Origin of the sequence: Mesoflavibacter zeaxanthinifaciens subsp. sabulilitoris (assembly GCF_014191595.1) — a bacterium.
GTDB classification, from domain to species: Bacteria; Bacteroidota; Bacteroidia; order Flavobacteriales; family Flavobacteriaceae; genus Mesoflavibacter; species Mesoflavibacter zeaxanthinifaciens.
Genome location: NZ_JACHWV010000009.1, coordinates 1 through 24,930, shown reverse-complemented (window position 1 = coordinate 24,930; position 24,930 = coordinate 1). Strand labels below are relative to the sequence as shown.

General features: G+C 31.4%; 21 protein-coding genes and 1 tRNA gene. 12 read left to right on the top strand and 10 right to left on the bottom strand.

The window, feature by feature from the left end; translation table 11 throughout:
* Positions 1–16: 16 nt before the first annotated feature.
* On the bottom strand, positions 17–1,477 hold the full coding sequence (locus FHS04_RS13245; protein ID WP_106676036.1) for an aminoacyl-histidine dipeptidase: 1,461 nt from the start codon (positions 1,475–1,477) through the stop codon (positions 17–19).
* Between the two features lie 283 nt (positions 1,478–1,760).
* On the opposite strand from FHS04_RS13245, the gene FHS04_RS13240 reads away from it, so the two are divergent.
* The 3 genes from FHS04_RS13240 to FHS04_RS13230 all read left to right on the top strand — a co-directional run bounded on the left by FHS04_RS13240 (position 1,761) and on the right by FHS04_RS13230 (position 7,230).
* On the top strand, positions 1,761–2,828 hold the full coding sequence (locus tag FHS04_RS13240) for a DUF3810 domain-containing protein (protein ID WP_106676033.1): 1,068 nt from the start codon (positions 1,761–1,763) through the stop codon (positions 2,826–2,828).
* Positions 2,829–2,914: 86 nt separating this feature from the next.
* On the top strand, positions 2,915–5,899 hold the full coding sequence (locus FHS04_RS13235; protein WP_106676031.1) for an amidohydrolase family protein: 2,985 nt from the start codon (positions 2,915–2,917) through the stop codon (positions 5,897–5,899).
* Between the two features lie 35 nt (positions 5,900–5,934).
* Positions 5,935–7,230 (top strand): amidohydrolase family protein, encoded by a 1,296-nt coding sequence (locus FHS04_RS13230; RefSeq protein WP_106676029.1) that lies wholly within the window; start codon positions 5,935–5,937, stop codon positions 7,228–7,230.
* 62 nt (positions 7,231–7,292) lie between these two features.
* Here FHS04_RS13230 and FHS04_RS13225 read toward each other — a convergent pair whose 3' ends face one another.
* Positions 7,293–9,560, bottom strand: coding sequence for a DUF7619 domain-containing protein (locus FHS04_RS13225; protein ID WP_106676027.1), 2,268 nt, complete (start codon positions 9,558–9,560; stop codon positions 7,293–7,295).
* Between FHS04_RS13225 and FHS04_RS13220 the strand changes: the two genes are divergently transcribed.
* Genes FHS04_RS13220 through FHS04_RS13210 form a run of 3 tightly spaced genes read left to right on the top strand, consistent with a single transcriptional unit; the run spans position 9,559 to position 12,026 of the window.
* A complete protein-coding gene (locus FHS04_RS13220) occupies positions 9,559–10,356 on the top strand; it encodes a TrmH family RNA methyltransferase (RefSeq protein WP_106676025.1) in 798 nt (265 codons plus the stop codon). The two genes, FHS04_RS13225 and FHS04_RS13220, sit on opposite strands and share 2 nt — an antisense overlap.
* A gap of 9 nt (positions 10,357–10,365) precedes the next feature.
* Positions 10,366–11,598, top strand: coding sequence for a M48 family metallopeptidase (locus tag FHS04_RS13215; RefSeq protein WP_106676023.1), 1,233 nt, complete (start codon positions 10,366–10,368; stop codon positions 11,596–11,598).
* Between the two features lie 56 nt (positions 11,599–11,654).
* Complete coding sequence (locus FHS04_RS13210) at positions 11,655–12,026, top strand: VOC family protein (RefSeq protein WP_106676021.1); 372 nt, start codon at positions 11,655–11,657, stop codon at positions 12,024–12,026.
* Between the two features lie 51 nt (positions 12,027–12,077).
* Here FHS04_RS13210 and FHS04_RS13205 read toward each other — a convergent pair whose 3' ends face one another.
* Positions 12,078–12,743, bottom strand: coding sequence for a M15 family metallopeptidase (locus FHS04_RS13205; protein WP_106676018.1), 666 nt, complete (start codon positions 12,741–12,743; stop codon positions 12,078–12,080).
* A 43-nt stretch (positions 12,744–12,786) separates the two neighbouring features.
* On the opposite strand from FHS04_RS13205, the gene FHS04_RS13200 reads away from it, so the two are divergent.
* From FHS04_RS13200 to FHS04_RS13175, 6 genes are all read left to right on the top strand, one after another.
* Positions 12,787–13,146 carry a DoxX family protein gene (locus FHS04_RS13200; protein WP_106676017.1) on the top strand — a complete coding sequence of 120 codons (360 nt, stop codon included), beginning with the start codon at positions 12,787–12,789 and terminating at the stop codon, positions 13,144–13,146.
* 1 nt (position 13,147) lies between these two features.
* Complete coding sequence (locus FHS04_RS13195; protein WP_106676015.1) at positions 13,148–13,741, top strand: alpha-ketoglutarate-dependent dioxygenase AlkB family protein; 594 nt, start codon at positions 13,148–13,150, stop codon at positions 13,739–13,741.
* Positions 13,742–14,124: 383 nt separating this feature from the next.
* Positions 14,125–15,048 (top strand): alpha/beta hydrolase, encoded by a 924-nt coding sequence (locus FHS04_RS13190; protein ID WP_106676013.1) that lies wholly within the window; start codon positions 14,125–14,127, stop codon positions 15,046–15,048.
* Positions 15,049–15,060: 12 nt separating this feature from the next.
* Positions 15,061–15,741, top strand: a complete 681-nt coding sequence (locus tag FHS04_RS13185) for a hypothetical protein (protein ID WP_106676011.1) — start codon at positions 15,061–15,063, stop codon at positions 15,739–15,741.
* A gap of 697 nt (positions 15,742–16,438) precedes the next feature.
* The gene (locus FHS04_RS13180) at positions 16,439–17,749 is read left to right on the top strand and encodes a DUF819 family protein (protein ID WP_106676009.1); all 1,311 of its coding nucleotides are present in this window, start codon (positions 16,439–16,441) and stop codon (positions 17,747–17,749) included.
* Positions 17,750–17,798: 49 nt separating this feature from the next.
* Complete coding sequence (locus FHS04_RS13175; RefSeq protein WP_106676007.1) at positions 17,799–18,500, top strand: DUF4369 domain-containing protein; 702 nt, start codon at positions 17,799–17,801, stop codon at positions 18,498–18,500.
* A gap of 109 nt (positions 18,501–18,609) precedes the next feature.
* Here FHS04_RS13175 and FHS04_RS13170 read toward each other — a convergent pair.
* The 7 genes from FHS04_RS13170 to FHS04_RS13140 form a co-directional block, all read right to left on the bottom strand.
* Positions 18,610–18,683 (bottom strand) — tRNA-Thr (locus FHS04_RS13170).
* Between the two features lie 56 nt (positions 18,684–18,739).
* Entirely contained in the window at positions 18,740–19,009 is a 270-nt protein-coding gene (locus FHS04_RS13165; RefSeq protein WP_027880698.1) for a hypothetical protein, read from the bottom strand.
* An 86-nt stretch (positions 19,010–19,095) separates the two neighbouring features.
* Positions 19,096–19,506 carry a 6-pyruvoyl trahydropterin synthase family protein gene (locus FHS04_RS13160; protein WP_106676005.1) on the bottom strand — a complete coding sequence of 137 codons (411 nt, stop codon included), beginning with the start codon at positions 19,504–19,506 and terminating at the stop codon, positions 19,096–19,098.
* Positions 19,507–19,509: 3 nt separating this feature from the next.
* Positions 19,510–20,028: an isopentenyl-diphosphate Delta-isomerase gene (gene idi, locus FHS04_RS13155; protein WP_027880700.1), complete on the bottom strand. Its 519-nt coding sequence runs from the start codon at positions 20,026–20,028 to the stop codon at positions 19,510–19,512.
* 139 nt (positions 20,029–20,167) lie between these two features.
* Positions 20,168–22,084 carry an OmpA family protein gene (locus FHS04_RS13150; protein WP_106676003.1) on the bottom strand — a complete coding sequence of 639 codons (1,917 nt, stop codon included), beginning with the start codon at positions 22,082–22,084 and terminating at the stop codon, positions 20,168–20,170.
* 16 nt (positions 22,085–22,100) lie between these two features.
* A complete protein-coding gene (locus FHS04_RS13145) occupies positions 22,101–23,033 on the bottom strand; it encodes a PorP/SprF family type IX secretion system membrane protein (protein ID WP_106676001.1) in 933 nt (310 codons plus the stop codon).
* A 61-nt stretch (positions 23,034–23,094) separates the two neighbouring features.
* On the bottom strand, positions 23,095–24,930 hold a 1,836-nt coding region (locus FHS04_RS13140), incomplete at its 5' end, for a T9SS type B sorting domain-containing protein (RefSeq protein WP_183408379.1).

Here is a 24,930-nt window from a genome sequence, read left to right as displayed (position 1 = left end):
ATTACTATCTACTTCCCTATTTCTTTGGGATGTCTTTTAAAATTTCTAACACAAATTTCCAATATTTTTGTGCAGAGCTAATTTGTGCACGCTCGTCTGGACTATGTGCGCCTTTAATGTTTGGTCCAAAACTAATCATTTCCATATCTGGGTAATTTTGTCCTAAAATACCACATTCTAAACCTGCATGGCAAGCTGCGACGTGTGGCTTTTCGTTATTTAAACGCTCGTAAACATTGGTAACCACTTTTAAGATAGATGCATCCATATTTGGTGTCCAACCTGGATAATCTCCAGAAAACTCTACTTCGCAACCTGTTAACTCAAACGTTGCGCGTAAAGTATTGGCTAAATCTAATTTAGAACTCTCTACTGAGCTACGTGTTAAACACGCAATTTCTATCTCACCATCTTTAATAGTTACTCGCGCTATATTGTTAGAGGTTTCTACTAATTCTGGTATATCTGCACTCATACGGTATACACCATTTAAAGCCGCATAAATAGCTCTAGTTACACCTTCTTGCACTCCTAAATCCATAATTTTTTCTGGCGTTTCAGTTTTAGTGACCAAAATCTCTAAATCTGGCTCCATGGTTTTAAGTTCCTTTTTTATGGTATTGGCTTGCTCATTCATTTCGGCTAAAAAAGCCTCTTCGTGTATCGCATCTATTGCAATAATAGCTTTGCTCTCGCGTGGTATAGCGTTACGTAAACTTCCGCCTTCAATTTGAGAAATACGTAAACCAAAGTTTTCAAAACCGTCAAATAACACACGGTTCATAATTTTATTAGCGTTACCTAAACCTTCGTGTATTTGCATTCCTGAATGTCCACCTTGCAATCCTTTAACCTCAACTTGGTAACCGGTTTTAAATTCTGGTGTTTCTTCTTCTTCATAAGTACGTCTTGCAGTAACATCTACGCCACCAGCACAACCAACACCAATTTCGTCATCCTCTTCGGTATCTAAATTCAATAAAATATCACCAGTTAATAATCCGCCTTTTAATCCCATTGCACCAGTCATACCGGTTTCTTCATCAATGGTAAATAAAGCTTCTATTGGTGGATGTGGTATGTCTGTACTTTCTAAAATAGCCATAATGGTAGCAACACCTAAACCATTATCTGCACCAAGTGTTGTTCCTTTTGCTTTTACCCAATCACCATCTACATACATCTCAATACCTTGCGTATCAAAATCAAAAACCGTATCGTTATTTTTTTGATGTACCATATCTAAATGCGATTGCATTACAATGGTTACACGATCTTCCATACCTGCTGTTGCTGGCTTTTTGATGATTACGTTTCCTACTTCGTCTTCTATAGTTTCTAGACCTAGTTTAGCTCCAAAATCTTTCATAAATTGTATAACGCGTTCTTCTTTTTTAGAAGGTCTTGGTACAGCGTTTAAATCGGCAAATTTATTCCATAATGCTTTAGGCTCTAAGGCTCTTACGTCTTGACTCATATTTTTATTTTTATTGAAACACAAAAGTACAAAATGCACTATGGATTAATTACTTTTTTAAGTTGAAATTATGAGATTCTTCGCTTCAATCTAAATGACAAAAGAAACCTTTTTAAATAATCACTAACCTTAGTCGCTACTCCTGATGGAAGTGGCATCCTTTTTTATTTGGTCACTGAGCGTAGTCGAAGTGATCAAATAAAAAAGATATAACGGACAGCAGGAACTAACCTTTTAAAAAAACCTGAACGATTGGTCCTAATTTTAATTATTTTTGAAGTCTATGCGAAAACACACCAAATTAATTTTAACGGGATTAATTGTACCTACCTACATTTTGGTGCAACTTGCCAAACGTTTTCCTGAATTTGTAGACCGTTATTATAGCGACGGTTTATATCCGTTTTTATCTAAATTCTTTAGATACATTTTGGGTTGGTTACCGTTTAGTTTTGGAGATTTTGTTTATGGCATTAGCTTAATCTTAATACTTAGATGGTTAGTTTTAAATAGAAAACGCATTTATAAAGACACCGTAAAATGGTTATTAGATGTTGGTGCTGTTTTAGGTGTTGTGTATTTTGCATTTCATTTACTTTGGGGATTTAATTATTACCGTAATCCTTTGCACGAAAACTTAAAATTAGAAGATAATTATACTACAGAGCAACTACTTTCGGTCACCAAAAAACTTATTGAAAAATCTAACAGTTTACAGTTGCAAATTGCCAAAAACGACACTGTAAAAGTAGTTTTACCTTACACTAAAACAGAAATTTTAAAACAAACTCCTAATGGTTATAAAGCGCTGGAAAAAGAATTTCCGCATTTAGAATACCATCCAAAAAGTTTAAAAAAATCGATATTTAGTATACCGCTTACGTATATGGGTTTTAGCGGTTATTTGAATCCTTTGACTAATGAAGCTCAGGTAGATTATTTAATTCCGGAGTATAAATTTCCAACAACTTCTGCGCACGAAATTGCACACCAATTAGGTTACGCATTAGAAAATGAGGCTAATTTTATGGGCTTTTTTGCATCTGTAAACAATCCAGATATTTATTTTAAATATTGCGGCTACACCTTTGGATTAAGACACTGCTTAAGAGAAGTCTATAAACGTAATCCTGATACTTATTTTGAATTGGTCGAAACTATAAACCCAGGTATTATCAAAAACTATCAAGAAGTGCAGGACTTTTGGGATAGTTACAAAAACCCATCAGAAATTTTCTTTAAAAGCACATACACTACTTATCTAAAAGCCAATAACCAAGCAAAAGGTATGGAAAGCTACAGCTATGTAGTGGCATTACTAGTAAATTACCTACAAAATAAAACACTTTAAAAAAGTTAAAATTTTACCCTTGATTTTGAATGGGTTGCTTTAAGACTTATCTTTAGTCTCTTTAAGACTTTAAACTAACTATTCTTATGAGAAAAATCCTAAGCTTTTTAGGTCTATTGTTGTGTAGTTATTCCTTTGCACAAGAATATATTCCTAAAAATGACGGTGTAAAAACTAACACCTCTAATTACACAGCATTTACAAATGCTAAAATCTACATTACTCCAACACAAATTGTAGATAATGGTACACTTTTAATTAAAGACGGAAAAGTAGTTGCTAGTGGTAATAATGTATCTGTCCCAAAAAATGCAGTAACTGTAGATTTAAGTGGTAAAACTATTTACCCTTCATTTATTGAAACGTATAGCGATTTTGGAATGAAACCTGTTGAAAACGCTTCAAGTAATAGACGATCACCTCAATACGATGCAAGTCGTGAAGGTTTTTATTGGAACGACCACATAAGACCTGACCAAAACGCATTAGACTTTTTTGACTTTGATAGTAAAAAAGCAGAAAAACTTAGAAAAGCTGGTTTTGGAGTTGTTAATTCTCACATTGACGACGGAATTATCCAAGGTACTGGTGTATTAGTTACATTAGCGCCAGAAGGTAGTGATGCCACAAGATTATTAGACGAAAAACTAGGTCTGTTTTACGGTACTTCAAAAAGTAAAACATCACGTCAAATGTACCCAACATCTTTAATGGGTACTATGGCATTATTAAGACAAGTAAATCTTGACGCAGATTGGTACGCAAAAGGAAATATAAATGAGAAAGATCGTGCTTTAGAAGCCTTTAATGTTAATAGAAATGAAATTCAAATTCTAAATGCTTCTAGTAAAGAAAATGTACTTCGTTTTGATAAAATCGGTGATCAATTTAATACTCAATATATTTTTGTTGCTGGCGGTGATGAATACGAATGGATTAAAGACATCAAAGCGACAAACGCACAGTTCATCGTGCCTGTAAATTTTCCTGTAGCTTATGATATGGAAGACCCATTAATGGCTAGTTCGGTTAGTTTAGCCGACTTAAAAGCATGGAATCAAGCACCTTCAAATCCTAAAGTCTTAGCAGATAACAATATTACTTTTGCTTTTACAACACATGATTTAAAAGAAGAAAAAGACTTATTGGCTAATCTTCAAAAAGCTATAGAATATGGTTTAGATAAAACTAAAGCATTAGAAGCTTTAACAACTATTCCTGCGCAAATCATAGGCAAATCTACTCAATTAGGTCATTTAAAAACTGGTGCTTATGCTAACTTTTTAATCACTTCCGGAGATATTTTTGACAAAGAAACAACCATTTATCAAAACTGGGTAACTGGTGTTAAAGATGAAATAACACCAATGGATACCAAAGACTTACGTGGAGATTACACGTTTAAATTAAACAATACCGATTACGAATTATCAATCTCTGGTGATATAGAAAAACTGAAGTCTAAAGTAAAAACTGAAGATAAAGAGTTAGGTTCTAAAATTAACTTTTCTGACGAATGGTTAACGCTAACTTTCTCTACAATTGACACTACAAAACAAGAGTTTGTAAGAGTTGTTTCAAAAATTTCAGATTCAGAAAACATAAAAGGAAAAGCAATTTTCCCTAACGGAAAAGAATTTGCTTTTAACGCTACTAAAAAAGCTTTAGAAAAAACTGAAGAGAAAAAAAGCGATAAAGACGAAGATAAACAAAGTGAAATGCCAAAACTATTTCCTGTTACTTATCCTAACATGGCTTATGGTTTTACTAGCCTACCTCAACAAGAAACTATTTTATTTAAAAACGCAACGGTTTGGACTAATGAAGCCGAAGGTATTTTAGAACAAACAGACGTTTTAATTAAAAACGGAAAAATTTCTAAAATCGGTAAAAATCTTAGTGCTGGTAGTGCAACAATTGTAGATGCTACAGGAAAGCATTTAACGTCTGGAATTATTGACGAACATTCGCATATTGCAACTTCAAGCGTTAATGAAGCTGGTCATAATAGCACTGCAGAAGTAAGCATAGAAGACGTTTTAGATGCCGAAGATATTAACATTTACCGCAACCTTTCTGGTGGTGTTACATCAATCCAAGTACTTCACGGATCTGCAAATCCAATTGGCGGTCGTTCGGCAATTATTAAATTAAAATGGGGAGAAACTCCTGAAAACTTAATTTACACAAATACTCCAAAATTTATCAAGTTTGCTTTAGGTGAAAACGTAAAGCAAAGTAATTGGGGCGATTATTCTAAAAACCGTTTTCCACAAACCAGAATGGGTGTAGAGCAGGTTTTCATAGATTATTTTCAAAGAGCAAAAGAATATGATGCATTAAAGAAAAGCGGTAAACCATATAGAAAAGATATTGAGTTAGAAACTATTGCCGAGATTTTAAATAAAGAACGTTTCATTTCTTGTCACTCTTACGTACAAAGTGAAATTAATATGCTAATGAAAGTTGCAGAACAATTCAACTTCAACATTAATACTTTTACACATATTTTAGAAGGTTACAAAGTAGCAGATAAAATGGTAGAACACGGTGTTGGCGGATCTACGTTTAGTGATTGGTGGGCATATAAATATGAGGTTAACGATGCTATTCCTTTTAACGCACCAATCATGCACAATGCAGGTGTAACGGTTGCTATTAATAGTGATGATGCGGAAATGTCTAGACGCTTAAACCAAGAAGCTGCAAAAAGTGTAAAATACGGAGATATTAGCGAAGAAGACGCTTGGAAGTTCGTGACTTTAAACCCAGCAAAATTATTACATATTGATGATCGTGTAGGAAGTATAAAAGTAGGAAAGGATGCAGATGTGGTTTTATGGTCAGATCATCCATTATCTATTTATGCTAAAGCAGAAAAAACAATTATTGACGGTACAGTTTATTTTGATATAGAACGTGATGCACAACTTCGTGAAGCAATGGAGAAAGAAAAAAATGAATTAACCACTATGATGCTTCAAGCAAAACACAAAGGGTTAAAGACAAAACCAATAGAGAAAAAAGAAAAAGAATTATTACACTGTGACTCTGTAGAACATCAATTTTAAAAAAGGACAACGTGTATAATCAAAACGTATAAAAAATGAAAAAACTAAATATATTAATCCTAACACTTTTGGTGAGTCTTTATGGTTTAGCACAGCAAACACCAGCACCAAAACAAACAAATGCTTACTCTATAGAAGGTGCTACCTTGCATATGGGTAACGGTAATGTGATTAAAAATTCTTTAATCATGTTTGACAACGGAAAAATTACTTTTATTGGTAGTGCTATGATGAAAATAGCTAGACAAGGCGAAGTTATAGACGCAAAAGGCAAACATGTATATCCTGGTTTTATTGCTCCTAATTCTACTTTAGGTTTAGTAGAAGTAGATGCTGTAAGAGCTAGTGATGATGAAGATGAAATCGGAGCTATGAATCCGCATGTAAGAAGTATAATTGCATATAATACCGAATCTAAAGTTGTAGAGTCTATGCGTCCAAACGGTGTTTTAATGGCACAAATTACACCACGTGGTGGACGTATTTCTGGAACGTCAAGCATTGTACAATTAGATGCTTGGAATTGGGAAGATGCTATTATAAAAGAAGATGATGGTATTCATTTAAATTGGCCAAGAGCATATTCGCGCGGTCGTTGGTGGTTAGGAGAACCAATGGTTTTAACCGAAAACAAAAATTACAGCAAAGAAGTAGACGAATTAAAAAACTATTTTGCAGAAAACAAAGCCTATCAAGCGGGTAATACATCTCCAAAAGATATTCCTTTTGATGCTTTACAAGGTTTAATTAATGGTAATAAAACGCTTTATGTACATGTAGATAACGAAAAAGGAATTACAGACGCCATCAATTTTGCGAAAGCGCAAAACATTAAAAAGACCGTAATTGTTGGTGGTTACGAAGCTAACAACGTAACAGATTTATTAAAAGAAAATAATGTTCCTGTGCTTTTACAACGTGTACACTCGTTACCAAATAGCGGTGATGACGATTATGATTTACCATACAAATTAGCTACGCAATTGGTTGAAGCTGGCGTTTTAGTTGGTCTTGAAAATGCTGGTGATATGGAACGAATGAATACCCGTAACTTACCATTTTTAGCTGGTACAACTGTTGCTTACGGATTAACTAAAGAGCAAGCTTTAAGTTTAATCACCTACAACACAGCAAAGATTTTGGGTATAGATGATACTGTTGGGTCTTTAGAAGTTGGTAAAGACGCTACCTTATTTATAAGTGAAGGTGATGCTTTAGATATGCGCACCAACAAACTTACAAAAGCTTTTATACAAGGTAGAGATATCAGTCTTGAAACCCATCAAACGGAATTGGCTAAGCGTTATTCTGAGAAGTATAAAAAACAATAAAAAAAGCGAGCAAAATGCTCGCTTTTTCTTGTTATTATTTTGTCTCAATAAATTTTCCAAAATTAATTTACAATCAATTTCTGAATTTGTTTATAACTATAATTTTTAATTTCTACAAAATATAAACCACTTTCTAAATTATTGATATTAAATGTGTTTTTATCATCTGTACTTACTCTAGTAGATAATACTTTCTTTCCTTGTATATCTATAATTGTCAAATCGAAGCTTTCTTTAAGAGCTCTACTAAAACTAATAGTTACATCTGTATTTGCTGGATTTGGATACATTTTAAATTGGTGACTTTCAAACTCATCTATAGATAATTCCGAAGCTATAAATGTTGTTGTAAATGTATTTGTAACAACAGCTTCATTGAAATCGAAATAAATTTCTGCAATGTTTGGGATTACTGTGCTTATATTATAACCTGAAATAGGTTTTATTTTATAAATAATAAAACCTTTACTTTCTTCAACGCTTTGAATTTCTGCTGGAAGATTTATGTTTTTAAAATCAAAAGTTAATTGGTTATTTACTTTTCTTAAAACAACGTCGTGACTTGAATCTAGCATTTGTAATGTTGTTTCATCCAAAAGTGGATCTAATGTATTTTCTATTAAAACGTTAATTGCTTCAGCTGTTCCTAAATTTTGAAAACGAATAGTGTAATATAAAAATTCATCGGTGGTAATAAAATCATCAAAAACAATTTCTGGGCCATTAGTTTCCATAATATTATTAGGATCGTAAGAACCAACAATATTTTCTGTAATACTGTAAAAATTATTATCAGAAACTACATCATTAGATGCTGTTACATATTCAACTGAATTCGTTATTGCATCACCTAACACTAAATTAGTAGGACAGTTAATAGATATATTAATATTAGATACATTACCTGGTTGTAAATTAACAAAATCTAAAATAAACCCGTTTGAATTTGGAGTAAGTGTATAGTTTTGATCAACATTAGAAGCTGAATTTAATATCAAATCTTCATCCAAATTAAACTCTATTGTTCCTGAAACAGGTAGTATTCCATGATTTTTAATAGTAAGATAATTAATAATATCAAAACCAGGTACTGGTGATTGATTACTAGACAAGTAAACTCCAACATCTTCGCATGTTTGCTGTTCTGTTACAGGAAAATCAATTGTTAATTCATCACCATTCATCACACTAATATTACTGAATTGTACTGTGGGTATATTATAACAATTTTGGTAGTCATCATATAGAAAGTATGAAATATCAAAGTAATTATTTTGGTCATCACTTACAATTGTAAAATTTCCAGTAGAAGATGTAACATAATTAACTAATCCATCAGAATTTAATTCGTAAGTAAAATATCCATTATTAAATACTGACTCATTTGTATCAAAAATCGAATTGTTATTTTGATCTAAAAACGAACTAACATTAATCAAGCCATTATTGTTACAATCTATAAAGGCTACATTAATATTATCTTGACCAACTGTGTTACAGGTATTATTAAACGCTAAAACCATGTAATTACCTGATTCTGTAACAATCAATTCTGCACTATTTTCACTACTTAAAAAAAAACCATCCTTAAACCATTCATAGGAATCAACACCTGCTGAATAAGCATTTAATGTAGTTGAAACTATATCATCACATAGATTCTGATCTGGTCCTAAATCTATATTTAAATCTGTGTAAATAGATCCTGCATTAGTAGAATTTGAATTACTTTGTGTTATAATTATTTCTCCCTGTTGTCCTGAATAATTGGTAGTTAACAACACATATATTTCACCTGACAGAGCATTTGGTATAGTGAAATTCTCAATAGAAGATGGACTATAACTACAACTCATAATATTACCATAAGGGTAAAAGGTAGAGTTAGAAGTATTATTTGGACAATCTTGTGTAGTCGGGCAACCAATATCTAAATTATCGCAAGCTACTTCAATAGAACTATACGGACCCCAAAGTACAAAATCCAAATCTATTAAGCCTCCTGAATTATTAGTTTGTTTTATTTGCATACTTATTGTTCCCGAATTATCAACTTCTAGAAAATTCCACGAAGGGTTAGGTGTTGTACCTAAACAAGCTATCTGTCCAATATTTGTGTTATTAACATTGTTTGAATATACAAATTCGTTATTTTGAAAACATAAAGGAATTGCATTTTCACATACAGAATTATTTTGCGCTTTTAAATAAAAAGTACTGCTACTAAAATACAATAGATAGATAGATAGATAGATAGATAGATATAAATTAATTTGTAATTCATAATATTGTAAATTTATGAATTCAAATATAGTATAAATATTCAACATGACTTACAAACAAATTTCTAGCACACAAAACGCTTTAATAAAACACATTGTGTTATTAAAAGAAAAGTCCAGAGAACGACGTAAATCTGGGCTTTTTGTTGTTGAAGGTCAACGAGAAATTGACTTAGCACTAAACGGAAATTACGCACTAGAAACCATACTGTTTTATCCTGAGATTTTTAATGAAGAACAACTTCCTAAAACATCAAACGAAACCGAAATTATTGAAATTTCAAAAGACGTCTATCAAAAAATAGCACATCGTGAAACTACCGAAGGTATCGTTGCGATTGCAAAAAGTAAATCGCACGACTTATCACAATTAAAATTAACCACTAAAAATCCATTAATTTTAATTGCAGAAGCACCTGAAAAACCTGGTAACATTGGTGCTTTGTTACGTACAGCAGATGCTGCAAACGTAGATGCTTTTATTTTAGCAAATCCAAAAACCGATTTGTACAATCCAAACATTATTAGATCTAGTGTTGGTTGTGCGTTTACCAATCAAATCGCTACAGGAAACACAGAAGACATTATTTCCTTTTTAAAAGCAAATAACATCAATATTTACAGTGCAATCTTACAAGACGCACAACATTACCATCAACAAGATTTCACTAAAGCCAGCGCTATTGTTGTTGGTACAGAAGCTGATGGGTTAAGTCAAGCTTGGCGCGATGCTTCAACACAAAACATCATTATCCCTATGAGTGGAAAAATTGACTCTATGAATGTATCTGTTGCTGCTGGAATTTTAGTTTTTGAAGCTAAAAGACAAAGAGATTTTATTTAAAATACTATCATGAATCACACTACCCTATTCTATATCATCATCGCCATTATATGCATTAATTTTATTATTGATAAAATTTTAGATGCACTTAACGCAAAACATTATAATGACCAATTACCTGAAGAGTTACAAGATGTTTATGATGAAGACGAGTATAAAAAATCACAACGCTACAAAGCTACAAACTATCGTTTTGGGATATTAACATCTACATTTTCGTTTGTATTAACGTTGGTGTTTTTCTTTTTAGATGGTTTTGCTTTTGTTGACCAATTAGCAAGACAAATTACAGACCATAATATTTTGGTAACGCTTATCTTTTTTGGAATTATAATGATAGGTAGTGATATTCTAACAACGCCATTTTCTTATTACAAAACCTTTGTGATAGAAGAAAAATTTGGGTTTAATAAAACCACAAAAACCACCTTTATTTTGGACAAAATTAAAGGTTGGTTAATGACTATAATTGTTGGCGGAATAATACTAGGCATCATCACATGGTTTTATCACAGTACTAAAGATCTGTTCTGGATTTACGCTTGGGTTTTAGTATCAATTTTCACCATTTTTATCAACCTATTTTATTCGCGATTAATTGTTCCTATTTTTAATAAACAAACACCTTTAGAAGACGGAAGTTTGCGTGATGCAATTTCTAAATATGCAGAAAGTGTTGGTTTTAATCTAGATAAGATTTTTATCATTGATGGTTCAAAACGAAGTACAAAAGCCAATGCCTATTTTTCTGGGTTTGGAAATGAAAAACGAGTGACTCTTTACGATACTTTAGTTAATGATTTGGATGAAGACGAAATCGTTGCAGTACTAGCGCATGAGGTTGGCCATTACAAGAAAAAGCACATTATTTTCAATTTATTTTCTTCAATTTTGTTAACAGGCTTAACGCTTTTTATATTGTCGTTATTAATTGACAATCCGATGTTATCTGAAGCTTTAGGCGTACAAGAAACAAGCTTCCATATTGGGTTAATTGCATTTGGAATTTTATACAGTCCGCTTTCTGAAATCACAGGATTAATTATGAATTGGTTTTCTAGAAAGTTTGAATACCAAGCTGATGATTACGCAAAAAACACCTACAAAGCAGAGCCTTTAATAACTTCACTTAAAAAGTTATCTAAAAATAGTTTAAGTAATTTAACGCCTCATCCTGCGTACGTGTTTATGCATTATTCGCATCCTACTTTGTTAGAGAGAATTAAGAATTTGAAACAGTAACATCACTTTTGATAAAAATTGCCTATCTTCAAAACTTCATTTTAAAAAATTAAATAATGAAACTTGGCGCATTTTCAGTTAGTCTTACTGTAAAAGACATACATAAATCAAAAGCATTTTACGAAAAATTAGGCTTTACACCTTTTGCTGGAGAGATAGAAAAAAATTATTTAATCATGAAAAATGGTAACGCGCTTGTAGGATTGTTTCAAGATATGTTTGATAAAAACATACTAACTTTTAATCCTGGTTGGGACGAAAGTGCTAATAAATTAGAAGATTTTACAGATGTAAGAGATATCCAGAAACACATCAAGTCTTATCAAATACCTTTAATTACAGAAGCTGATGAAAGCAGTTCTGGTCCAGCAAGTTTTGTGATCTTAGATCCTGATGGTAATCCTGTTTTGATTGATCAGCACGTTTAAAAGAAAGAGACTAAATTATACTCACTTCGACTACGCTCAGTGACCAACAATTTATTCTACTAAAAAATCAAAATATTGATTTTTAAACGGCTCATTTCTTAATGTAAAATGCCACCATTCTTTCGGGTAATTTCTAAAACCGTTTTTAAGCATAACATTTTGTAAACGTTGTCTGTTAGCGATTTGTTTTTCGGTTAGATTAGTATTGCTTACCCAAGATTCTGGTCCAAAAAAATCAAAAGGAGATCCCATATCTAGTTCTTCACCGGTTTCTAAATTAACAATAGTAACATCCAAAGTGCTACCGCTACTGTGTCTAGATTTTGAAGCAATGTAACCTTCTTTAAATAAATTACGCTTATTTACTTTTGGGTAATAATGCATTTTCATCATTGTATCATTAACTTGTTTTGCCCAACGAACAAAATGGTTAACTGCGCGTTGTGGTCTGTAAGCATCAAAAACTTTTAAAGTTAAACCTTCTGTTTTTAAATCGGCTTGTACCTTTTTTAAGGCTTCTACTGTTTGTGCTGTAGTAATCACAACTTCATTTACATAACCATCTATTTGTCCTCCAACAAAATTATTATCATAGCAATAACGTAATTCAACTTTTAAATTAGGTAAACTATCTTGCGCATATACAAAGCCTTTAGGTAGTTGGGCAAAAGTGAGTTGAGTTATAAAATATAATAAAAGAGTTAGGCTAAATTTCATGATAAATAAATTATAGTTTAAATTTATAAAATAAAACGTTACTATGATTTATCCTTGGCATCTTTACGCTATGGCGTGTATGTATATTTTGGCTGGAATAATGCATTTTGTAAAACCTAAAATGTATATGCGCATTATGCCTAAGTATATTCCTAATCACAAATTAATGGTGTTACTTAGTGGTGTTGCCGAAATTATTCTTGGTGCAACGCTATGCTTTCCTTCAACAAAAAACACAGCTATTTATGGTATTATTTTAATGTTAGCTGTTTTTTTTACTGTTCATTTCTATATGCTTTCTAATGAAAAAGCTAGTGCAGGTTTACCAAAATGGGTTTTAATTTTACGCATTCCATTACAATTCTTTTTAATGTATTGGGCATATTTTTATTTACAATTTTAAAATGCTTTTTCCTGAAGACATATTATTAGATTTACCAGATTCTGACATTAAATACTATCCAGACTTTTTTAATAAAGAAGAAGCAGACGCCTATTTTAATTCGCTTTTAAAACACATAAATTGGCAACAAGATGACATAACTGTTTTTGGAAAAACCTACAAACAACCTAGACTAACTGCGCTTTTTGGCAACAATGGTAAGCCTTACAGCTATTCAAATATTACAATGCATCCGCATGTTTTTACAGAAGAACTACAGCAAATAAAAGATAAAGTTGAAACTAAAGTTAACACAAAATTTACCACGTGTCTTGCTAATTTATACCGAAACGGAAACGACAGTAATGGCTGGCATGCAGATAATGAAAAAGAATTAGGAAAAAATCCAATAATTGCTTCTGTTAGTTTTGGAGCAGAACGATATTTTCATTTAAAACATAGACATGATAAATCTTTAAAACAAAAACTATTACTTCAGCATGGTAGTTTACTTTTAATGCAAGGCAAAACCCAACACCATTGGTTACATCAAATTGCAAAAACTAAAAAAGATATTGGTCAGAGAATAAATCTAACCTTTAGAATTATTAAATAGAAATTATTAAAAACAAAAGAGTCAAGGTCCCTCAACCTTGACTCTATGCTATTTGGCATCTTATATATTGGTCAGATTTAGGGTCTCTATATCTAATCAAGATGCAAATATTAATTAATTAATCCATTGAACTAAAAAGTATGTAATTCTTAGTACGTGTCAAACATAATATTATTTCGTTTTCAAATAGTTTAAAAACACAAATATTCGATGAAATGCACTTAATTTTAACATTTATCGATTAAAAACACAAAACAAAGGATTAAAAACACTATTTAAAATTATTAATTCGATAACTATCGATAAAATAAATTCAGTTATTTTTGTACATGTTAACACTATAAATTGGCATCTTTTTTGACAATTTTTAATTAAAAAATAATATGAAGTTCTTAGTTCTTTTTATTTCGCTTTGTTTTAGCTCTTCTCTTTTTGCGCAAGAATCTAATTTTACAAAACAAGACATTTCTGTAAATAAACATATAGATGGTACATTATTAACACCAAACAATGTCAAAAAGCCTAATTTAGCTATTATAATTGCAGGATCAGGACCTACCGACAGAGATGGTAATCAAAATTTTTTAAAAAATAATAGCTTAAAAAAATTAGCTGTAAACCTAACCAATAACAATATAGCTACATACAGATATGATAAACGTATTGTTAAACAATTAAAATCTAACAATTTAGATAAAAATATAATTTTTGATCATTTTGTTACAGACGCAAAATCTGTAATAGACTATTTTAAAAACACTAAAAACTTTAATAAAATTTATGTTATTGGGCACAGTCAAGGTAGCTTAGTTGGTATGCTAGCTGCTAAGGACCGTGCAGATGGTTTTATATCTTTAGCAGGCGCAGGACAAAGTATTGATCAAGTTATTATAGAACAAGTCAATAAAACAGCACCTAATTTTACAGAAGATACTAAACGTATATTTAAAACTTTAAGAGAAGGTAAAACAACTACAGATTATCCTATGGCATTATCTTCTATATTTAATATCGAAATCCAAAAGTTTATGATAAATTGGATGAAATATAATCCAACAGAAGTCTTAAGTACTTTAAACATACCTATTTTAGTTATAAACGGAACTAAAGATTTACAGGTAAGTGAAACTGAAGCTAAACTTTTAAAAGAAGCTAATAAAGATGCTACTTTAAAAATAATAGAAAATATGAATCACGTACTTGTTACTATAGAAGGTGATGATTTAGAAAATTCAAAATCATATGCAGAAACCCAAAGACCTATTGCAGAAGGATTAATTGATACTATTACAAATTTTGTTAAATAGTATATAAACAAGTTGAAAAAAGTACTACAATTAATATTTTTAGTCATTGGATTAGTATCTTGCAAAGCTCAAGAGATTGACGGAATATGGATGTCAATTGACAATAGAGTCATTGATGAACATTATTCTTTTTCTTCAGGAATGTGGGGAATGATTATCAATTTTGATAAATCTGAAATTAAAGCTGTTCTTTCCGATTCTACATATAAATTCGAAAAAAGGCATAAAGAAATAAAAATCGTACACAATATTGATTCCATTGTGTATCCTTATAAAGTTTTTAAAAAAGATTCTATAGAAATTGAAATTGTAAAAAACACAATAACGGTCTTTAAACGATTAAACTTCGATTATCCTCTTGAATCAAGCAAATCAGAAATCGTTAATTTTTTGACTGATAATTGTGTTAGGAAATTCGGCGATTCGATTAAAATTAAATTTTCAAAAAACTATCATCCTTTAGACAAGAACAAAGAACTCCGAATGACAGAAACTATCTGGAATAATAGCCGACCATTAGTAGGAAACTGGAGTATTGGAGAAATTAATAAAAACTTCTTTATATTCATAAGTATCGAAGACACAACAGAGGAAAACATTTATCAAATAACCTCAATAAGCGCAAATACAATAAAACTAAAACCTATAAAAGAAAATTATTACGAATTAACTGAATTAAAAAACTGTTTATAACAACGTGTATAATTAATTGCGGCTGAATTTCCTATCGGAATTTAAATCTTATTAATTTTTTGGTTTACAACGAAAAATGACTGCGTCCATTTCCGCAACTAACCATACACCAATGATAAATACACTTCATACCTAAATAGAAAAAGCATCCTAAAAAGGATGCTTTTTCATACTAACCAACCAAAAATATAAGTAATCATTACTCGTTAATTAAGGTAACCACACCTTTTACTAAGTCTTCATAAATAATTACATATTATATAAATCAAATGCTGTGCCAAACTTTATTTTAACATAAAATAGAAAAAGCACCTCAAAATGAGATGCTTTTTCGTACTAACCAACCAAAAATATGAATAATCTTTGCTATTTAATTATGGTAACCACACCATAATTACGTCTTCACAAATATTACATATATTTATGTCTATATAATACTGATTTCCTTACAATTAGAATTCAAAAGTTTTGTTAAAGTTTATTACATAGAAAAAGCACCTCAAAAAGAGATGCTTTTTCATACTAACCAACCAAAAATATGAGTAATCATTACTCGTTAGATCAGGTAACCACACCTTTACCAAGTCATCATAATTAATTACACTTTAAATAAAACAAATGCTGTGCCAAACTTTATTTTAAGTCCTTTTTATTACAGTTTTATTTGATTATTTTGCGGTAACTATAAAACTAAACTATGAACGAACCATTATTTACAAACGATACTATCGTTTTTGGAATATTAATGTTAGCACTTGGTGCTATTTTTTACACAGAGTCTTTAAAAGGTGGCTTTTGGGAGAAATTTTATAAAATAGTTCCTGGATTATTTATGGCTTATATGCTTCCTGCAGTATTAACTACTTTAGGTTTAATTGCTCCAGAATGGGAAACCACTAATACAGACACAGGCGAAATAACAAAACATAGCACAAATCTATATTATGTTGCTAGTAGATATCTTTTACCTGCTGCTTTGGTTTTAATGACTTTAAGTATTGATTTAAAAGGAGTCTTTAATTTAGGTTGGAAAGCGCTAATCATGTTTTTTACAGGTACAATAGGTATTGTAATTGGAGGTCCTATAGCTATTTTAATAATTTCTACTTTTTCTCCAGAAACTGTTGGCGGTGTTGGTCCAGATGCTGTATGGAGAGGATTATCAACCCTTGCAGGAAGTTGGATTGGTGGCGGAGCTAACCAGACTGCTATGCTAGAAATTTATGGATATAATCAAAAACTTTATGGCGGAATGGTCTTTGTAGATATTGTTGTTGCTAATTTATGGATGGCGCTTCTTTTAATAGGGATAGGTAAAAGAAATGCTATTAACAAATGGTTAAAAGCAGATACATCTTCTATTGAATCCTTAAAAGAAAAGATGTCTTCTTTTACAGATAGTGTAAAACGTAATCCTTCTTTAACAGATTTAATGCTAATGGCAGCAATCGCTTTTGGTACTGTTAGTGTTGCCCATCTATTTGCTGGTATTTTAGCTCCTTTTTTCAAAAACATTGTTGATGGTATAGAAAACCAAACTTTAAAAAATGTATTTACCTTTTTAGATAGTTCTTTTTTCTGGATGATAAGTATTTCAACTATAATTGCTATTTTACTTTCTTTCACAAAAGCTAGAAATTATGAAGGTGCTGGCGCTAGTAAATTTGGTAGTGTATTTATCTATATTTTAGTAGCAAGCATTGGTATGAAGATGGATTTAACCTTAATATTTGACAATGTTGGTTTAATTGCAATTGGATTAGTTTGGATGTCTATTCATGCGCTACTTTTAATTTTTGTAGCAAAAATTATTAAAGCACCTTACTTTTTCCTAGCTGTAGGTAGTCAAGCAAATGTTGGTGGTGCTGCATCGGCACCTATTGTTGCTTCTGCTTTTCATCCATCATTAGCCACAGTTGGTGTACTATTAGCTGTTTTTGGTTATGCAGTTGGTACTATAGCTGCAATTGGCTGTACAATTTTAATGCAATTAGCTTCTGCTGGTTAGTATTTTTGTGATTTTTATAAGATATTTGCCCACTAAAAATTAAATAAAAATGAAAAAAATCTTAGTACTACTTCTTGTAACACTTATTTTTTCTTGCGGTGAAAGCGGAAAAAAACTTACTGTTGAAGCTACCGTTAAAGGTTTAAAAAAAGGTACTGTTTACCTAAAAAAAGTAATTGATACAACTTTAGTTACTGTAGATTCTGTAACTGTAAATGGCGATTCTAACTTTACATTACAAACAGAGATTGATGAGCCAGAAGTATTTCATTTATATTTAGATAAAAACTCTAAAGAAAATGATCGTATATCTTTCTTTGGTGATAAAGGTGTAACCAAAATTTACACAAAATTAGAAAACTTTAATTTTTACGCTAAAATTGAAGGTTCTAAACAACAAGAACTTTACCAAGAGTATCTAGAAATGATGAATAAAATAAACAACAAAAACTTAGATGTTTTTAAAGAAAATCTAGATGCTTTAAAAAATAAAGATTCTGCTGCTATAAAGAAAACAGAAAAGGCTTTAGAAGGCTTTACAAAAAGAAAATATTTATATGCTGTTAATTTTGCTATTAATAATAAAGATAGTGAAGTTGCTCCTTATATAGCTTTATCTGAAATTTATGATGCTAGATTAAACTTACTTGATACAATTAATAAAGTACTAACACCTGAGATTAAAAACTCTAAATATGGTAAGCAGTTAGAAGACTATATAAGTAAACGAAAAGCTGAAGAAACTAAATAAATAACAGAAATAATTAAAAAAGCCCTTCAAAATTGAATGGCTTTTTTTATGATTAAATATCAACTTTTATTAATAAAAAAAGCTTCTCATTTTATTGAGAAGCTTTTAGAGCCGATGGAGGGACTCGAACCCACGACCTGCTGATTACAAATCAGCTGCTCTAGCCAGCTGAGCTACATCGGCAAAGCGAGTGCAAATATAATTTGAGAAATGATATTTGCAAACTTTTTTTTAAAAAATTATCCTAATTTGTTAATTCTTTCTATTAACGCTCTACCTTTGTCTTCTAGTTCTTGTTGAATACCTTTAAAGTGAACTTTCTTATTTTCAACATCTTTAGCGTTTACTTTTGCTATTAACTCGTCAAAAGTTGTTATTGCATCATCAATAATTTTTTCACTTTCTTTTGTGTCTTTATCTGTATTTGCATATTCCCAGATATAAACAGCTTCAATAATATCTCCTAAAACGTAATTAATGTCTTTTTTTAGGTCTCTTTTATTTGCCATGATAATTAAAATTTAATTTGCGCAAAGCTACATATAAAGTTTATTATCTTCACTATATAACTTAGTTTTTGATAGTTTTATTCTAATTATTTTGAAGGATAAGTTACATAATTGCGTGGCGTTTCGTACAAAGTAACTTGTAGTTCAAATTTTGGATCTAATTTGGCTTTAATTTTATTATAAACTACGACAACTATATTTTCTGCTGTTGGGTTTAAGTTTTTAAATTCTGGTACGTCTATGTTTAGGTTTTTATGATCAAAAGCATCTTCTACCTCTTCTTTTATGATATCTTTTAATATTTTCATATCTATTACATAACCTGTTTCGGGATCAATATCTCCTGTTACATGTGCAATTAGCTCATAATTATGACCATGAAAGCTTGGGTTATTACATTTACCAAAAACGTCATTATTTTTGTCTTCTGTCCAATCTTTTCTATACAGCCTATGTGCGGCATTAAAATGTGCTTTTCTGCTAACGGTTACTTTCATTGATTAATGCTTTATAAATTCGTAAAACTTTTCAAAAATAATCTTAAACCATGCGGTATATAGTTCTGGATGCTGTTCTATATCTAGCTTTACTTCGTCTAAAGACATCCATTTCCAAGCTTCTACTTCGTCTTTATTAATGTTTGGCTCATCATTATAATAACCAACCATAATGTGGTCAAATTCGTGCTCTGTAAGACCGTTTTCAAAAGGTGCTTTGTATATAAAAGAAGTTTTTTCTTCTAGTTCTGTTACAAATCCCATTTCTTCCATTAACCGCCTTTTTCCTGCTGCTATGTTACTTTCTCCTTCACGTTGATGACTACAACATGTGTTTGTCCATAAACCTGGCGTATGGTATTTTGTTAATGCACGTTGTTGCAACATTAACTGGTTTTTATCATTAAATACAAATACTGAAAATGCTCTATGTAGCAATGCTTTTTCATGTGCTTCCATTTTAGGCATTAATCCTATTTGCTCGTCTTTTTCGTTTACTAAAATTACTTTTTCTTCTGCCATCTTATTTTTTAAGTCTAACAAATTTACAAAATACGAAATTTGTTCTGAGTCCTTTTAGGCAATATTTAGTAATATAATTTTAGAGCATAAAAAAAGTGCTTCTTTAGAGAAGCACTTTTTTTATATTTTATTTTATGTTTTAATTGCTAGTAACAATAAACATACTTCTTCTGTTTTGTTGATGCTCTTCTTCTGAACATTTTACACCGTTAGAACAACGGTTTACTAATTGTGTTTCTCCATATCCTCTACCTGATATTCTACTTGGGTCAATATTACCTTTTTGGATAATCCATTTTTTTGTAGACTCGTTACGTCTTTGTGATAACGCAATATTATATTGGTCGGTTGCTCTAGAGTCTGTGTGAGATTGCACGTCTATATTTACTGTTGGATACTTCTTTAAGTAATCTATTACTTTTTGTAATTCTACTTGTGCATCTGGTCGAATGTTAGACTTATCAAAGTCAAAATAAATTGGGTTTAAGTCTAGTTCTGTAAATAGATCTTTACCTACTGGTAAAGGTTCATTTTCAGTTTGTTTAAGGTTTAGTTTTAAAACTACATCTTCTTCTTTAGATGGGTTTATTTTAAAGGTTTCTTCAGATTGTATAAATTCATCTTTAGAAGCTATGACCTTATACGTTTGTTTTTTACAACTTCCTTCATAGCTGAATGCTCCGTTTTGGTCTGAGGTTAGGTTTTGTACTTCTACACCTTTTTCGTTTAATATAACAACGCTAGCGTAAGGTATAATTGCGTTTGTTCTTTTATCTACTGTTGTACCAGAGATAAAACGTGTACAATATTCTCTTGTAAATTTATAGATGTCGTCATCTCCTTTTCCGTTATAACGGTTTGATGTTAAATAACCTTCGTTAGTATTTTCATCTATTATAAATTCAAAATCATCTCTTGAGCTGTTTATTGGTTTACCTAGATTTGTAACTGCTACTTTAGTCGCTTCTAGATTACTCATAAATACATCTAAACCTCCTAGACCTTGGTGTCCGTCTGATGAGAAATAAAGTGTACCATTATTACTAATAAACGGAAAGTTCTCTCTTCCTTCTGTGTTAATTGTTTCACCTAAATTAACAGGATCACCATATGTACCGTCTTCGTTTATATCAACATAAAATAGGTCTGATTTACCATAAGTACCTGGCATATCACTAGCAAAGTATAAACGTTTTTCGTCCATACTTAATGCTGGATGTGCTACATTATAATCGTCATTATTAAATGGCATACTTTCTATATTTGTCCAATTACCATCTATTAATTGTGCTTTATAAATTTTTAATCCGTTAACTTTTTCGTTGCTTTTTCTTGCTTTACCTCTAAAATAATTGTTTCTGGTAAAGTACATTGTATTACCATCTTTTGTGAAAGAGGTTGAAGACTCATGATATTTTGTATTTATATTTTCTGAAAGTTTTTCTGGCTTACCTTCACTTTCATTTATATAATAAAGGTCTAAAAATGGTTGCTCGTTCCATTTATAAAGTTTTCCATTTCCTCTTGATGATGCAAATACAATTCCTTCTTTATAAAAGGATGTTCCAAAATCTGAAAAACGAGAATTAAAATCTAGATTTTCTAATTCAAAATCTCCTGATAGCTCTTCTATTGTCTCTAAATAATTTGGAGATTTTTTAAATAGGATTGCTCTAGAGTCATTTGGTTTAAGTACTGCAAATTTTTGCATATACTCGTTAGCTTTATCATAATCGCCAATAGCTTTTAAAGCCATAGCATAACGATAATAATATTCGTATTCTACAACAATGTCTTTAATTGCAAAAAGTTCTCCGTACCATTTTGAAGCATCTTCCATTTTCACATTAAAATAGTAAGCATTGGCAAGTTTTTTTAAAACTTCTGGTGTACGATTACCGTCTTCTACTAATTTTAATAATGCTTTAGTTGTTTCTATATATGATAGCTTGTCGTATTTTTTTTCAACTTTTGCAGATATACCGTTATCTTGAGCCTTAAAAGTTGAGAACGATAATAGAGAAAAAATTGTTAGTATGATAATTTTATTTTTCATAAGTCTTGTGTTCTTTTTAGAAGAATCTTGGTGATAATATCTTTGTTAAATTTCTTGGCTCGAATCTAAGAAAAACTTCAAATGAACCTTGCTGAAATTGTGTTTGTCCTAACTCGGTCGTTTCTCTATCATAACCAAAGCCTAACATAAAGCTATCTGTAAGCTGGTAGCCTAACATACCACTAACTGCTGCATCCCATCTATATGCTAATCCAAATGTAAATTTTTCTTTTAGAAGTGCATTTATAGACAAATCTGCTGCTAATGGTGCACCTTGAACACCTTTTAGTAAAAAGGCTGGTTTTAATTTTAAATCAGCATTTATATCAAAAACGTATCCTGCTATCAAGTAAGCATTTATTCGTTCTTTTGCTTGAGATAAAGAGGCTTCATCAAAGTGCTTAGTTTCTAAAATATTTGGAACAGAAAGTCCTACGTACCAACGATCTGCTTTACGGTAATAGATACCTGCTCCAAAATTTGGAGAAAATTTATTTTCTATATCTGATTGCAGCAAAACATCTCCTCCATTATACTGACTTAATTCTGAATAGTTTACATCTAAAAGATGTCCTCCTACTTTTAAACCAAAAGCTAGTTTACTTTCTTCTGATAGATTTATTGTGTAAGAGAAATCTGCATCGACATAAGTTTCTTGTGTTGGACCTATTCTATCATTTATTACAGATAACCCTAACCCTATTTTACTATCTTCTGCAATTGGGGAATGGATATTAAAAGTTCCTGTATCTGGAGCTCCATCTAACCCTACCCATTGTGTACGATAAAGTAGTAAGGCGCTAATACCATCTCTAGATCCAGCGTATGCAGGATTTATACTCATTGTATTATACATATACTGCGTATACTGAGCATCTTGTTGAGCTGTAACATTACTTACAAACAAAGAACTTAAGAGAAGTGCTAAAATTAAAATTCTATTTTTCATTATAAAAAAGATATATTTTTAGATAAGAGGCTATTTATAAATAGCCTCTATTACTTATAATTTAACGTTGAATATATAGATATCCTGCTTTAGATTTAGTTTCGGTTCCGTTGTTATATTCAATAACATAGTAATAAGTACCTACTGGCAATTGTTTTTCTGTTTTAATAGTTGCACGTCCATTAGATTCTCCTTTGAAGAATTGTCCGTTTTGACCATATCCTGAAACTTCATAAACAATTACTCCCCATCTGTTATAAATCCTAACAGTGTTTTCTGGATATAATTCTATATTTCTAATAATGAAAACATCATTATCTCCATCTCCGTTTGGTGTTACTGCATTAAATACTTCTAAATCGTCTTCTGAAGGTGAAGCATTATTAAACCCTAAGTAATCTGGTAGTAACTGATCGCCATCACTATCTACTGCATCATCACCAAAACCAACTCCGTCATTATTAGGATCAGGATATTCATCTTCTGTTAATATACCATCTCCATCATCATCAGTATCTAAATAATCTGGTGTACCATCTTCATCAGAATCGTCGTTTGTTGGGTCTCCATCTCCTTCTGAATCAACTTCTCCATCTGAGTCATCTACATCTCCATAATCTTCATTTATAGTATCAACACCATCTCCGTCATCATCAGGGTCTAACCAGTTTGGTATTCCGTCTCCGTCAGTATCACCGTAAGGTAATTCTGTTCCGTTAGGTACATTATCATTATCACAATCTGCGTCTAACCATGCTTGAGACTGAGGTACATCAGAACTACTTAAATAATCAAAATCACAAGGATCTAATGGATTAGTACCATCTTCTAGCTCTGTTCCGTTGAAATACCCGTCACCATCACAATCTGAAGAAATCCAAGGTTCTGCTTGAGTTTCTGTAATACTTTCTGGATTGTAATCACAAGGATCTGTTGGATCTGTTCCTTCTAAAACTTCAACTGAACTTAAAACACCATCTCCATCTGAATCTCCATCTGGTTCATAAGTAATTGTTACTATCGCTTCATTAGATATATTACCATCATTATCTTGAATAGTGTAAGTTATTGGTGTTGGATCTCCGTTAAAACCTGATTCAGGTGTAAATGTAAGTATACCTAATTCATCTATTACCCAAGTTCCTTCTCCTGGCACTACTAACGTATCATTATCTCCATCTCCATCTGTATCAGTTGCTCCAGTTGTTGTTATGCTTACAGAACCTAAATCTAATGTTCCATCTGAATCAACATCTTGACCATTACCGTTATCGGCTATTATATCTATAACTACTGTAGAGCCAAAAGGATTTAGTAAACTGTCGTCGTCTTCTGCTATTGGATTTTGAGTTTCGTAATCAATAGTTACAATAGCTTCGTTAGATACATTTCCATCATTATCTTCTACAGTGTAACCAATTGGTGTTGGGTCATCTGTAAATTCAGATTCAGGGATAAATGTTATCACTCCTGTAGTCGGATCTACTATCCAAGTTCCTTCGCTAGGAACGACTAAAGTATCATTGTAACCGTCACCATCTGCATCTATAGCTGAAGGATCTGTCAAATTAACAGTAGTTGAATCTATTGTCCCGTTTGGATCAGAATCATTATCTACAACATCTACAGATACATTTGTATTACTTGCTACTCCTGTTACTGTATCATCTATAGCTATCGGAGTACATCCTCCAGCATCTACAAATGGATCACAAGCATCATTTGGATTACTAGTTCCTGTTGGAACTAATGGTGTGTTTGGATCATCAATTCCTGTTGTTTCCTCACAGTCTGTTAAGCCGTCTCCATCAGTATCTGTACTATTGATTCCGATTGGATCACATGGATTGTTTGGATCGAATGGTCCTGGTCCATATGTGTTTGGATCTTCTGGTGT